The 14,493-nt window shown below is 51.4% G+C and carries 7 protein-coding genes; 6 read left to right on the forward strand and 1 reads right to left on the reverse strand.

The features are described from left to right. The first annotated feature begins 184 nt into the window (after nt 1-184). Both PUT07_RS08765 and PUT07_RS08770 read left to right on the forward strand, forming a co-directional pair. Nucleotides 185-6,274, forward strand: a complete 6,090-nt coding sequence (locus tag PUT07_RS08765) for an S-layer homology domain-containing protein (protein WP_274467578.1) — start codon at nt 185-187, stop codon at nt 6,272-6,274. 250 nt (nt 6,275-6,524) lie between these two features. Further along, a complete protein-coding gene (locus PUT07_RS08770) occupies nt 6,525-7,001 on the forward strand; it encodes a GNAT family N-acetyltransferase (protein WP_274467579.1) in 477 nt (158 codons plus the stop codon). A gap of 26 nt (nt 7,002-7,027) precedes the next feature. On the opposite strand, the gene mraY is transcribed toward PUT07_RS08770, so the two are convergent. Continuing rightward, entirely contained in the window at nt 7,028-7,978 is a 951-nt protein-coding gene (gene mraY, locus PUT07_RS08775) for a phospho-N-acetylmuramoyl-pentapeptide-transferase (RefSeq protein WP_274467580.1), read from the reverse strand. 628 nt (nt 7,979-8,606) lie between these two features. Here mraY and PUT07_RS08780 point away from each other — a divergent pair. The 4 genes from PUT07_RS08780 (at nt 8,607) to PUT07_RS08795 (ending at nt 14,484) form a co-directional block, all read left to right on the forward strand. Beyond that, complete coding sequence (locus PUT07_RS08780; protein ID WP_274467581.1) at nt 8,607-10,316, forward strand: sensor histidine kinase; 1,710 nt, start codon at nt 8,607-8,609, stop codon at nt 10,314-10,316. Between the two features lie 16 nt (nt 10,317-10,332). Next, nucleotides 10,333-11,991, forward strand: coding sequence for a response regulator transcription factor (locus PUT07_RS08785; RefSeq protein ID WP_274467582.1), 1,659 nt, complete (start codon nt 10,333-10,335; stop codon nt 11,989-11,991). 214 nt (nt 11,992-12,205) lie between these two features. Further along, nucleotides 12,206-13,534, forward strand: coding sequence for an ABC transporter substrate-binding protein (locus PUT07_RS08790; protein ID WP_274467583.1), 1,329 nt, complete (start codon nt 12,206-12,208; stop codon nt 13,532-13,534). Nucleotides 13,535-13,611: 77 nt separating this feature from the next. Further along, nucleotides 13,612-14,484 (forward strand): carbohydrate ABC transporter permease, encoded by an 873-nt coding sequence (locus PUT07_RS08795; protein WP_274467584.1) that lies wholly within the window; start codon nt 13,612-13,614, stop codon nt 14,482-14,484. Nucleotides 14,485-14,493 lie beyond the last annotated feature (9 nt).

Genomic DNA, 14,493 nt, shown 5'->3' on the forward strand with positions numbered 1-14,493 from the left:
TGGCTTTTTTCTATTTGTGCCGCAAGCATGGAGAAATTTTCAAAATGTTAATACAAAACTCGAATGGTTCTTACAAACTGAAATTATAATTTGGAAATATACTCGGAGTGTGAAACAAAGTTTCAGACAATCAACATAGAAGCGCCCCGACAGGATCCCAATGAAACAGGAGGAAAGCTAGAAAATGAGAAAGACGAGCCGAAGAATTCTCCATGTCCTGCTCAGCTTAAGTATGGTCTTTGCCATGCTAGTTCCGCTGCAGATAGTACAAGCTGTCGACAACGAACCGTCGACCGCACAAGTACTGGACACAAGAAGCATGGATATTGCGCCAAATGTGACTTACAACTGGTATAGCTTGAAGATGGCCAGAGGTTTGGAAAAGGTCCATAGTGTGGAGTTCAATCCGACTGATCCGAACTTGGAACTGATAGCAGGCACCAAAGGCGGCAAAGTATATGGGATGCAAGGGGTCACTGAGATGGCCAAATATTACGATAAACCGGGACAACGGGTAATTGCTGGCGTTAATGGTGATTTCTATGATTTGAGTGGTTACGGCTCCGGAGTGCCTGGCGGTTTGTTCATGGGAGACGGTAAGATCCTCAATACACCGGACTCGAATTACGCAGTCTTCCTTATGGATTACGATGGTACGACGCGTTATGTGTCTAATCCACAGTTAACTCGCACGCTAACCATTCATGGAGCGACAAGCAATATCACGCATATTAACCGCTATCGCGGGAATGATGAACTGGTTTTATACACGTACGACTATGCCGACACAACGAAGACGAACGAGTTCGGAGACGAAGTGGTGCTCGACGTGCTCGAAGGAGAAGTGAAGAGCGGTCAAACGATGAAGTTGAAGGTAACGGAAGTGCGGAAAGATGCGGGGAACGCTCCACTCACAGCGGGAAAAGTCGTGTTATCGGCAAGCGGAACGGCAAGACCAGTTCTTGCCGGGCTTCAAGCCGGCGATGAGATTACGGCAAATTTTAACTTCCCGGCAGGGTTCGAGAACGTTAAAACCGCTATGAGCGGGTACCTACTGATGCAGAACGGCAACGTATTGAGCAATGTACCGCCCGCAGGTATTCACCCTCGTACGGCAATCGGCTCGAAAGCGGACGGGACCGTTGTGATGATCGAGATCGACGGGCGTCAGCCGGGCTTCAGTGAAGGGGTAGAAACGTCCGAGCTCGGCGGTATCTTGAAGAACATGGGGGTCGTGAATGCAATTAACCTCGACGGCGGCGGCTCCTCGACCTTCATCGCTAGACTGCCCGGCGAATCGAAATTTAAGCTTCTCAATACTCCATCTGACGGCGGCGAGCGGTTAACCGGCAATTCACTGTTACTTGTGAACAAAGCCTCAGAGGGTGCGGCGGCCAAGCTGGTCGTGCAGCCGCAGTTGGAGCGCATTCTGGCAGGCACGAATCTGCCGCTCAAGACGGCAGCGGTGGATGCGGCAGGTCATCCTGCCGACATGCCAGCTGGTCCGCCCGGCTGGTCCGCCGATCCGGAATACGGAAGCATTGATGAGGCAGGCGTGTTTACCGCTGGCACGAAGGCCGGTATGGCACCGATCCAGGTAACAGCAGGTGGTCTAATCGGTTCAGGCACGGTGGAGGTTGTCACGGAGCTGACGGAACTGAAGTTTCCGGATGTGGAAAAGGCAATAGATACCGCTGCCTCCGTGCCATTGAAGGTACAGGCACTTCGCAATGGACAGCAGATCGTGTCGGAGAATCGCCTGTTTGAATGGAGAGTGGAGGGCGACATCGGGACGATCGATGCGAACGGTGTGCTGGAGGCGACAAGTGAGAGCGGCAAGAGCGGCAAAATTTTCGTTAAATACGGATCCGTAGAAACCTCTATGAATGTTAATGTCGGAACGCCACCGGTTATTTTGGAGGATTTCGAAGGGGATCTCAGCAAATATCTGACGACGGCGGGAGCCAGCTACAATAAAGCAGTAGTCAGCATGACGACCGAAGATGAATTTGTGCGATTCGGGACGAAGGCGTTGAAGCTGGAATATGATTTTACAGGGAAACCGAGCACTTCAGGTGTGTACTTGCAGTCGACGAATGCATCGAACTATATTGTGATCCCTGGTTATCCGAAGAAAATTAGCATGTGGGTGTACGGTGACGGCAGCGGCTACTGGCTGCGATCGCAATTACGTGCGAAGGATGGCACAGCGAGCGGAACGCCGATCAACTTCACGGACGAAGTGACAGGCGTTAACTGGAAAGGCTGGAAATATGTCGAGGCGGACGTGCCTGCCGGCTTAACTCCGGGGCTGAAGCTGGACATGCCGGTTCGGCTCATGGCTACGGCCGCCAAGGTAAAGGGTGCTGGCGCTATCTATGTTGATAACATTCGAGCTCTTTACGGGCCTGCAACTGACGACATAGAACCTCCTATTATCAAAAATCTAGAGCCAGCAGAGGGCAGTACGATCACCACGAACCTTCCTAACATTCGAGCAATTGCTGAGGATGCCGGGTACGATCGTACGCAGCATCCAGGTACCACGTTGATTGATCCGGAGAAGATTGCATTTTTCATTGATAACAGTCCGGTGGCGCATACGCTGTACCCTCCCGAAGGACGGATAGCGCACAAGGTTGACGTACCACTGGTGGACGGCCTACATAAGGCCAAGATCCAAGTCCGCGACTTGTCCGGCAATCGTACGGAGAAGGAATGGACCTTCAACGTGGATACCGGCTCAGCCAAATTCCAATACAGCGCCCCCGCGGTAACGAATGCCGGAGGCACGTATTCGGTGGATATCAAAGGCAGCAATGTCAGACTCATCGGAGGCGGCGAATTGCAATTCAAGCTCGATCCGGCTAAGGTGGAGGCGCTGCAGTTCATTCCCGGCAGCAAGCTGAACGGAAGCCAGGCGCAAGCGTCGATGGACTCTGCTGCCGGTACAGCCAAAATTACATTTGCAGGGTTGAATAGCGTTACGCTGACGGATTCCGATGTGCTTGGCAGCTTGCAATTCCGTGTGAAGTCGGATGCCGTCGGTAAGCACATAATTCAATTCCAATCGGGCACCATCAAGCTGGCGTCGGATCCAAGCCGCGCTTGGCCATTCTTCGGACTACCGCTCGAGGTGGTTATTAAATACGGCCTGCAGGTCGGGTGGGATGAACTTGGCGTCGTGCAAGGGAGCCCGACTAACTTTACAGTAACGGATGTGACCGGGGCGGCAGCCTCCGGGGCTAAGCTGCTGGTTGACGGGGTGGAGCGAGGTACCGCGAACGGTGCCGGCAAGCTGACACTGACCGACTTGACTGGGGCACTGAAGACGTATAACATCCAAGCGGTGAAGGATTCCGTCTACAGCCCCGTGATGACGTTGACGGTTTCGAGGCTGTTCGGTACGACGACGCCGTACAACGTGAACGTGAGTATGGGCGCCGATCCAAAGCGCGAGCGCGGCTTTACATGGCATACGCATCCGAGCGTTAAGGACACGGTAGTGGAGCTGGCGAAGAAGGACGGGTTCACCGGCTTCGATCAGGCAGGGGTGACGAAGGTGGAGGGCGACAGCTCATTGTTCGTCACGTATGATATCGGTACTGTTCGTGTGCACAAAGCGGCGTTTAACGGTCTGGAGCCGGGAACGACGTATGTGTACCGGGTTGGTAACGGTAGCAACGGCTTTGTAAGCGGCCAAGGTTCGTTCACGACTGCGCCGGAAAGCGATGATCATCTGAAGTTTGTGTTCTTTGGCGACTCACAGGCGGCGGACAGCGCTGGCTACGACAAGTGGGCGGCTACTTTGAATAAAGCGGTGGCGGAGCATCCGGAAGCCGATTTCATAGCTCATGCCGGCGACATGGTCGACTCCGGTCACTTGGAAGCGCAATGGAACATGTTCTTTGACAAGGTAAAGGACTCGCTGATGAAGACGACTTTGGTGTCCGTGCTCGGTAACCATGAGGTTACGGGAACGAAGGGCATCAGCGACTTTATGCAACATTTCAATCAGCCGGGGAACGGATTGGATACGCTCAAGGGTACTCATTTTTCCTTTGATTATAAGGATGCACACTTTGTTGTTCTGAATAGCGAATACCAATATGACGAGCAAAGAACATGGCTCCGCCAAGATCTGGCGGCGACGAACAAGAAGTGGAAAATCGTCATGTTCCACCGTGGCCCCTACGGCAGCATTTATGATACGGTGGAAACACGCGAGCAGTGGACGCCGGTGTTCGATGAGTTTAAGGTGGACCTGGTACTGAACGGACACGATCACATTTATTTGCGCAGTTACATGAAGAACAATCAGCCGGTTGCTGCCGGGGAAGGTACGGCTTATGTGACGGCAGGGTCGACGGGGCCAAAGTTTTACGATTTAGTGCCGAAGCCATGGACGCAATTCACCGACGGTGAGCAAACGCAAATGTACGTAACGGTGGAGACAGCCGGTGATGAAATGTCAGTTGTAACGAAAACGGTTGGCGGCCGTCTAGTGGATCGGTTTACCCTGCCTCGGAAAGCAGCTGACACCGCTCAGTCCGTCATGATCAATAAGCCGGAGGTTCAGTTACCGTTGGGCGGATCCGTCAAGCTGGAAGCAACAGTACTGCCGGAGACGGCACAGGATCGTTCGGTGACGTGGTCGGTGTACAACTCGACGGCTCCCAATGTCGTTGAGGTGACAAATGATGGGATCGTCCATGCGATTGGATTAGGCACCGCGGTTGTGCGTGCTACAAGTGTGAACGCAGATGTGTACGCAGACAGCGTGGTAGCGGTGCTGGATACGGCGAAGGCGATTCAGGTACGCGGACCTTCAGTGCTGGAAGTTGGCAGAAGCGGGGGTTCTGTAACGGAAGCAGTTTATGCCAGCGGCAGTATCGAAATATTGACGGAAGGGGTAACGTATGAGAGCAGTCAACCGGAAGTCGCTTCCGTTGACAATCATCTCGGTATCGTCACAGCTCGTGCAGTTGGCAGTACCGTCATCACGGCCACTTACGGCGAATTAAAAGCGACGTATGCCTTGAGGGTTACATATACGCCGAGCAATCCTGACCCTGACCCAGATCCTCAACCGGGTTCAAGCTCGGAACCACAGTCACAGCCGGACTCGGTTAATCCGCCGGTGAAATCCGACGAGTTGAAGAAGCTTGAGGAACAGCTGAAGGCCGGTGAAGCAGTTGAGCTAAAGGGCGACAAGACGAAGTTGGAGCTGCCGAGTTCCGTGTTAGAGCTGCTGCAATTGAAGCCGTCGGTCACGGTGAAGACTGAACAAGCTTCAGTTGAAATTCCTAAGGTTGTATTGAGCAAGCTGCTCGGGCTCATACCTGAGGACCAGCGAGCGGATAGCACCATTATGATTGGTGTAGCATCCGTGTCAGGTAGTGGGATGCAGTTAACGTTGAATCAAGCGGGTCGGCAGAACAGTGCATCCATCGAGACAGCCGGCGACGTGCTGGAGTTTACCTTGGAAGTGAAGACTAAGGATGGTAAGTCCAGCAAACTGCCAAGCTTTAGCGAGCCTGTTACGCTGACGTTGGATGTTGCGGACTCGGCAGATCACAGGCTAGTCGGCATCTACTACATCAGCGATTCTGGTGAGCTTACGTATATCGGCGGGAAATGGGAGAACGGACGGCTTACCGCTTCGGTGAACCATTTCAGCAAATATGCCGTACTTGAATTTAGGAAGTCCTTTGCTGACGTAGCACCAAGCCACTGGGCGGCGGATGAAATTCAGGTATTGGCGGCCAGACATCTGGTACAAGGTGTGAACGAGCATAATTACGCACCGGAGAGGGACGTCACTCGCGCAGAATTCACTGCGTTGCTGATTCGCCTGCTCGGGATGACGGAAGAAGCAGGCAATACGTTTGCGGATGTGAAAGCGCAGGATTGGTATGCTCACGACGTGGCCAGAGCTGTAAAAGCAGGCATCGTGAACGGTGTCAGTGCCGATAGCTTCGCACCGGAAGCAAACATTACTCGCCAAGAGATGGCGGCTATGATCGTAAGGGCTCAGCGTATAGCAGCAGCCAACGCAGCTGCTGGTGAAGCCGTCACTGCAGAGAAGCCAGTATTCGTCGATATGGTGAATGAGCCAGCCTGGGCGCAGGAGGCGGTGCAAGCAGCTTACGCGCTGGGTCTCATCCAAGGCCGTACGAATGAACGTTTTGAACCGCAAGCGGCGATGAACCGCGCCGAAAGTGCGCAAGTCGTTTACAACTTGCTGCAGCTAATGGTGAATGTGCCGAAATAGATGACAAAAAAGACAAGAGACGCGTGCTCTTGTCTTTTTTGGTTCCACTCACCTTGCGTTCGTTAAAAATAAAAAAACCGGCACAATGAGTGCCGGTTAGCTAATCGTAAATGAGAACCCTAAAAAAGACATGGATACATCATAGTATATAAAAAAAATGATTATCAGTCTATACCTTTTCTGGGGGAAGTTGTATGTTAATGATGCGACCGCGCGGCGCTAAATGATACGTGTTGATGGGAGACGACCTATGATAACGCTCAGAAAGATCACGTTGGAAAACCGGCGTGCCATATTTAACCTGGAAGTTTCAGAAGATCAGCGTCGCTTCGTTGCCTCCAATCTGTCAAGCGCAGCTTCGTGTTATGTCCTTGTGACCAACGGGGGGCATCCGTTTCCATTTGCCATATATGCGGATGAGCAGCCGGTGGGTTTTGTGATGTTGACTTATGGAATCACCGGATACGAAGAACCGGCACTCGCAGAAGGCAACTATTGTATCCTGCGGCTGATGATCGACAAGCAATTCCAGCATCGAGGCTATGGTCGGGAAGCCATGGCCAGAATCTTGGCATTAATCCGTACCTTTCCGGCGGGGCCGGCACAGTTCTGCTGGATCCCCTATAAACCGGATAACACCGCTGCCAGGAAGCTATATGAAAGCTTCGGCTTCCGTGATAACGGAGAGATTTTCAACGGCGAGTCCATAACCGTGTTGGCAATCTGATTTGTTTGATGACAGAGGTCTGAAGCCTAGAAGGCGTATTTCCAAATCAACCAACAAATAAGAGCAGACGCCCAAGAAATGAAACCGAATATCATGACGATGGTATTTTCGCTCCAGCCATACTTTAAACTGAAATGATAATGAATCGGAGCCATTCGAAATAGTCGTAATTTCGTGCGCTTATAATACCAGACTTGCAGAATGACCGAGAATTGCTCAGCCAGATAGACGGAGAACAGGAGGGGGATGAAGATCTCAACTTTCTCGATTACCGCTAGAATGGAGAGTGAGCCTCCAATGGCAAGCGATCCGGTATCACCCATAAAGGCTCTGGCAGGGTAAATATTGTAGAGCAATAATCCAAGCAGACAGCTAATCATGACGAGGGAAAATATTTGTACTTCCTGTTTATCTGAGATGAGAAAGAAGAAGAAGTAAGTCGGAATTGCCACATTGATCAATAGCCCGTCCAGACCATCTGTGAAATTAATAGCATTAGCTGATCCAACTACAAACAATGACATAATAATTATGTATGCGTAAACAGGCAGATGCAGCTGAAAGCCATTGAATAAGGAGATATCGCTCGCCAGTGCAAACGAATGAAACAAAGTGACCAACAGCATGCCGGTGAATGCGAATTGAAACACTAATTTAGTCCGTCCCGAAATGCCTGAGGGATCTTGCTGCGCTGCTTTTTTGAAATCATCCATAAACCCAACGGAGCTGAATAAGAGAAAGGTTACGCACAAAAAAATCATCCATGGTGCAGGGTGAAATTGCAAGGATGCTGCCACGCCGATAAGCAAAATAAGGCCGGCCATCAGCGGTGTTCCCTGTTTCGCTTGATGGTCAGGGGGTAATTGGGAGCGAATGGGTTGCGTAAGTTTCAGGCTGCGCAGCCCCCAAATGAGCAGTGGCGTTAATAACGCCACCAGTATAAAGGAAAGACCAGATATTCCGAATATCCCAAGCATGCTGAAAGCCCCTCTCCCTTGTCCGAAATGAAGTATCCCTTCATGTTATGCCTCTAAAATCACTTTACCTAAAGTTTAACGGCCATTAAAGAGAAGGTTTGTCTGGCGTTTTTTCATATTTTCAGTTTCCGACAAAAAAAGTGTTTTACAAATCTACAATGTGACAATCATTTTCCCTCGGTTTGGTTATAATTTAGGCATATTCGAATCAGACCTTGGGAGGAACCGAGATGGACCCGAAGTTCATTAACCGATTGCACACACTAAATCGTCGCGACGAATTGAGATCCATGCTATTGTTGGAAGGTCTTAGGCTCACTCTCAAGCGTAGAAGGAATGCCAGTTTCCTGCATAAGTTGATTTTTAAAAGGAAAAAGCCGGTTATTATAGCCAAAGGGTGGAATTAACGAGGATAAGTGACAGAAGAGGTAAGGCCGTTTATGATAAACGGTCTTATTTTTTTACATTTAGATCGTAGTGTGATTGATGTTAAATTATTATCAGAAAGTTAAAAGATTGCCATATGAACAAGGGGATCTGGACATTAAAATAACTTCTGATATGAAGGTCGTTTATCCGAGAAGAGTCTAGTATAATACTAGAAAAGCTGACATAGGAGCACACCTGCATGAAACTCAATACTTTCGGAAAAGTGATTCTGCTAGTCATTTTCTTGCTTGTTCCCATTATTCTTTTATATGGATATTCCTACCAGGTCAGTGTGGGCGTTGTGCGCCAAACGATGGAGGACGGCAACCGCAACCGGCTTGCCTTCTTCACGAGCCAGCTGGATGTGATGGTCGATCAGTTGATGAAGCACTCTTTGGCTGCCGGCAGAGATTACAGCATTCGTGAATATATCGACGGCCGTTCGACCAGTGACCCGAACGTGCAGCTCCAGCGCCAATCGCGGATCGTCGATATGCTGAACATGCAGACGTCGACAAGCCCGTGGAGCAACCAAATCATTTTCTATTTGACCGATTCCAAGGAAATTATCTCCACGGATTACTCCGCCCGGTTCGACGAGAAGGATTTGCAGAATCCGGAGCTCCGCAAATGGTCCTACCATAACTCGATGACGTTCGGACTCAAGCAAATGATGTTTTCGCGCATCGAGGAATCTTATATTCCCAATTTATTCATTGAAGTTCGCTTCACGGAAGCTAATTTAAGGAATATGCTGAGCCAATTAAAGCAAGGGGCGGACCGGGAACCTTTTCTCTATCACGAAGGGGAGGAGCCGATTGTCAGTTACACGGCGGACCGTACGCTCATTGGCGCCATGACGGAACAATTGGCCGGCAAGGATCTCGGCTACAGCGGAAGGCTCAACGTCTCGCTCCGCAACCAGAAGTATGTGGTCAATTATATCCGCTCGGAGAGCTTGGGCTGGTATTTGGTTGATTTGGTGCCTCTGCAGAGCACGTTTGCTCCGATCAATAAGAGCCGGAATTTGTTTTACGTGTCGATCGCGCTGCTGCTTGTGCTTAGTATCCTCGCGACCTTGCTTCTGTACCGGAACGTTCAGCGGCCTATCCAGCAATTAATCATGGGCGTACGAAGAATCAAAGAAGGCGAATTCTGGGTGCGGCTCAAAAAACAACCGAACAACGAATTCGATTATTTATTCGGAAGCTTCAACGAGATGGCTGCACAGATCCAGGAGTTGATCGATAAAGTCTATAAAGAAACCCTTCGTTCGAAAGAGGCGAGGCTGAAGCAGCTGCAGTCGCAGATTAACCCGCATTTTCTATACAATTGCTTATTTTATATGAAAAATATGGCTAACCTGGGCGACAAGGAATCGGTGGTGGCTATGGCGCTCAATTTGGGAGAATACTACCGCTATTCGACCCGGTTGGATAACACGATGTCCACGATGAGAGAAGAAGTGAAGCTGCTCGAGAATTATTTGAACATTCAATTGCTGCGGAGCCAGCGGTTTTATTATGAAATCGACATCCCGGACACCATGCTGGATTTGGTCATCCCGCGCCTGCTGATCCAACCGCTCGTTGAGAACGCCGTGCTCCATGGCGTCGAAAACAACGCCGAGTTCGGGCAAATCCGGATTCGCGGAGCGTCTGCGTCCGGCATCAACCGCATCGTCGTCGATGATAACGGCCCGGGGATGCCAGAAGAACGTCTGGCCGAGCTGCAGGGCAAGGTCGCCGCAGCCGCCAATGAAGATAGGGGCGATGGCGGCTTCGGGCTGTGGAATATCAATCAAAGGCTGATCCATTTGTACGGGGGCAGCTCGGGACTGAACGTATCGAAGTCGCCACTGGGCGGATTTCGCGCGGAATTGGTTTGGCAGGACAAGACTTCGGAATGAAAGAAGGGGATAGCGGATGTTTCAACTCTTGCTTGTGGACGATGAAGCGAATGTGGTCGATAGCTTGGCTGAGACGCTTCCCTGGGGAAGCATTGGGATTAGCAAGGTGTTCAAAGCGTACTCCGGCAGCGAAGCCTTGGAGATTCTGGGGACCAATACAATCGATATCTTGATGTCGGACATCCGCATGCCGGGCATGAACGGATTGGAGCTGCTGGCGCAAGTCCGCAGGAAGTGGAAGAAGGTCAAATTCATCCTCCTATCCGGTCATGCGGAATTTACCTATGCGCAAGAAGCGATCGGGCATGGGCTGTTCGGTTACCTGCTCAAGCCGGTCAGCGATGAAGACGTCCTGGCCAAGGTGGGAAGCGCCGTGGAGGCCCTGCGGAAGGAACGTGACGAGAATTTATCCTACCAACGAGTCGTCCAAGCCTTTCAGGAGAGCCTCCCGAAGCTGCGAAGCGAGCTGTTAAGCGACTTGCTGCAGGGCTATAAATTCGCGCCGGGCCGGCTCAGGGAGAAGATGGACTCGCTCAAAATAACGGCCGATGACGGCGAGCCGTGCGCTTTGATGCTGGTCCGGTTGGAAGGCGAGTGGCTGCAGCTGGATTTCTACAACTTGTCGCTGATCGAATATGCGATCTGCAACATTGCCGAAGAGCTGCTTGAGGATGGATTCCGGCTCTGGTCTTGTAAGGACCTCTACGGGTATTTGGCGTTCATCGTTACGGCAGCGCCGGTAACCGGGGACGCGCAGAGACCCGACGACACTCCTGCGGACGATGCGGCGGACAGGCTGCAAGCTGCTGCTGCACAGCTGCAGATCAGTGTAAGTCATTACTTGAAGGGCACCGTATCGGTGCTGATTAGCCGTTGGGGGCAGTTCCCTCAGGATGTGAAACCGCTATATGAGGAAAGCTTGCTGACGCTGCGAAGGAGAGTCGGCAGCAGCAGCGGTTTATTTATCTCCAATACGCAAGGGATCGAGCCGATGCAGGTACATGCTGTGCAGAGGCTGTATGAGCCGCCGATGCTCGTTCATTTGCTGGAATCCGGCAATTGGGAGGCGGCCGAAGAGAAACTAAAGGCCATCTGGGAGGAGCCCTGCCGCAAATGGGCGGATTCTCACGAGCATCTGCTGGAAGTCTATTTCTTCGTCTATGCTTCTTTCAGCTCATTCGCGCATAAGAACGGCAGGGAGCTTGCCAATATGATCGGCTCCGCTCTGTCGGACGCTGCGGGACTTGCGCCTTGCCGGTCTGCGGAATCGCTGCAGAGTTGGATCCTGCGCTCGTTCGGGGAGCTGCGGCAATCCATGGAGAATGAAACGAGGAACGACCGTGAGGAAGCTATATCCCGCATTCAGGCTTATGTGCAGAGGCATCTGGCGGAAGATGTGTCCCTGCAGACGATCGCCGATTATATGTACATGCACCCGGTTCATGTGTCGCGTCTCTATAAGCTGGAAACCGGTGAGAACATGAGCGATTATATCCTGCGCCTCAAAATGGAATCGGCGGCTGCGATGCTGGCCGACCAAACGTTGAAGATCTATGAAGTTTCACTGCGTCTTGGTTACCAAAACCCGAATTATTTCAATAAGGTGTTTAAGAAATATTACGCCCTCACCCCTCAGGAATACAGGCAGGGACTGCAGCCGAACGAGCAGGCTTGATGCTTTGAAGAAGGCGGGAGGCGTATGGAAACAGTCTGCCTGAAGCGGCAGACTGTTTTTTTGTAATAAATTGCATCTTGTTAATTTAGTTTCATCGGATTAAATTGTTGCCATATGAACGTAAAGGTTCAAGCTTTAATATGGAGTTAAGAGAGAAATCATCCATCGCGGATGGTCGCTCTAGGATGCATATACATACAGGAGGTCAAACAATATGAACAAATGGATGAGCCGGACGTTATCGGGAGCTTTGCTAGTAACATTGGCTGCAGGCTGCAGCCATGCGGATCAAGGCGCGAGCGGGGCGGCCGGCGGGACTGCGGGCAGCACATCGAAGCCCACGCTGACGGTTTGGATGAAGAAGCAGCTCTTCGAAGATCAGAACAATTTGGTTACGGAACGCGCCAAGCAGTTCGGTGCGGAGAACAATGTGAATGTGAACATCGAAGTCATCGCCTACGAGGATTTCTATCCGAAGTGGAGCGCTGCGATTGAATCGAAGACGGTACCGGACGTGTCGTTCTTCGGTTATCAGGAGGTCGGACAGTTCTACGGCAAGAACGTGCTGGAAGACCTGAGCGACCTGGTGAAGAAAGTGGAAAGCGCGAACGGTGAAATTCAGCCGAGCTTGAAGAAAGCCATCACCTTCCAGGGCAAGCAGTACGCGATTCCGTTCTGGACAGAGTCACAAGTGCTTTACTACCGCAAGGACATGCTGAAGAACGCCGGCTTTGATGCACCGCCGAAAACGTGGGAAGAGTTCCGCACGATGGCCAAGAAATTGACGGATCCCGGCAAAGGGGTATACGGTGCGGGCATCGGCTACGGCAAAGGCAACTCCGATGCGGAATTCCTGACACGCGGCATTATCTGGTCCTACGGGGGATCGCTCGATACGCAGGACGGTAAAACGGTCATTGCGAACTCGCCGGAGACGGTTACGGCAGCGAAATACATTCGCGATATCTTCTTGACCGACAAAAGTACGCCTCCGAGCGCGCTGGGCTGGGATGACAGCGGGAATAACAAGGCGTACCTGAGCGGTCAGGCAGCCATGATTTTCAACACGGGCAGCGTACTTGCAACGATCAAGAAGGACAACCCGGAGCTCTATGAGAAAACCGGTATCGCGCCTTTCCCGGCGGGGCCGAAGGGCACGTATATTCCAGGCATCAGCAACAACCTGGGGATTTTCAAAGATTCCAAGAACAAAGATCTGGCGAAGAAATTCATCGAGTATATGGTAGCGACAGACTGGTATAAGACCTGGGTCGAGAAGGGCGCCCCGCTGACGGGACCGATCTACGGCAAGCTGGCAAGCGAGAAAGTATGGCAGGATGAGAAGTTCCAAGCGTTTACGGAGTCCGTCAAAGGCTTCAACTTCCTGGGCTTCCCGGGTGAATATAATCCGAAGGCCGGCGAGGTGTTCAACCTTCGCATCGTCAACGACACCTTCCAGAAGCTGCTGCTCGAGCCGAATTACACGCCTGAATCCGCTGTGAAAGACTTGAGCGGGAAAATCGATGAGGTGTACAAAAAGTAGTTGGAATAAAAGCTATGGGCGTGCTGCTGTACAAACGCACGCCATAGCCCCACCAAACTCATTAAGGCGGGATGACTTTGAAAACGAATATGAATAACAGACTTGCTTATGTCCTCATGAGTCCCGTGCTGATTTACCTGCTTGCCATTATGGTGCTTCCTTTCGGATGGGCCTTGTACCTAAGCTTTACGAATAAAGTGGTCGGTGCGCCGGCTGTATTTTCCGGTTTAAAGAACTACATCGAGCTGGTGCAGGACTCCTTATTCTGGAAAACGGTTTGGAATACGCTGCTGTTCACGGCAGTGGCCGTCATTGGCAAGACGGTTTTCGGTATGGTGATGGCGCTTGTTCTGAATGAGAAAATTATGTTTCGCAACGTGTTCCGGGTGCTTCTCTTCCTGCCTTGGACGATTCCGACGATCGTCTCTGTCTTTACTTGGCAATGGATTTACTCCGATGTCGGCGGCGTGCTGAACTTCCTGCTGCTCAAGACGCATCTGGCGAGTCAGCCTATCGGTTGGTTGGCGACTCCGAACTTGGCCATGTTTTCCGTGATTCTGGTGAATGTATGGCGCGGAATTCCGTTCATGGGGGTTGCCATTCTGGCCGGTCTGCAGACGCTGCCCAAAGAGATGTATGAGGCTGCAATGTTGGATGGTGCAGGTGCGGTTAAGCGCTTCATCTACATGACACTTCCGTCGGTGAAGGAAGTAACCGTGTTGGCGGCTGTGATGACCACGATCTGGACGCTGAACGATTTCGAGATTATTTGGCTGCTTACCCGTGGCGGTCCGTCCAACGGGACTCAGGTGCTCTCGACACTCAGTTATACGACCGGTTTCTTAAATTTGAGTTTGGGTAAAGCGATTGCCATCGCAGTCCTGACGATGCCTCCGTTGATCCTGCTGATCAACTTCGTCACGAAGCGTTCGCTTTCGTCCAATGAATAGGCGGTGCGG

Origin of the sequence: Paenibacillus sp. MAHUQ-63, assembly GCF_028765165.1 — a bacterium.
Taxonomy (GTDB): domain Bacteria; phylum Bacillota; class Bacilli; order Paenibacillales; family NBRC-103111; genus Paenibacillus_E.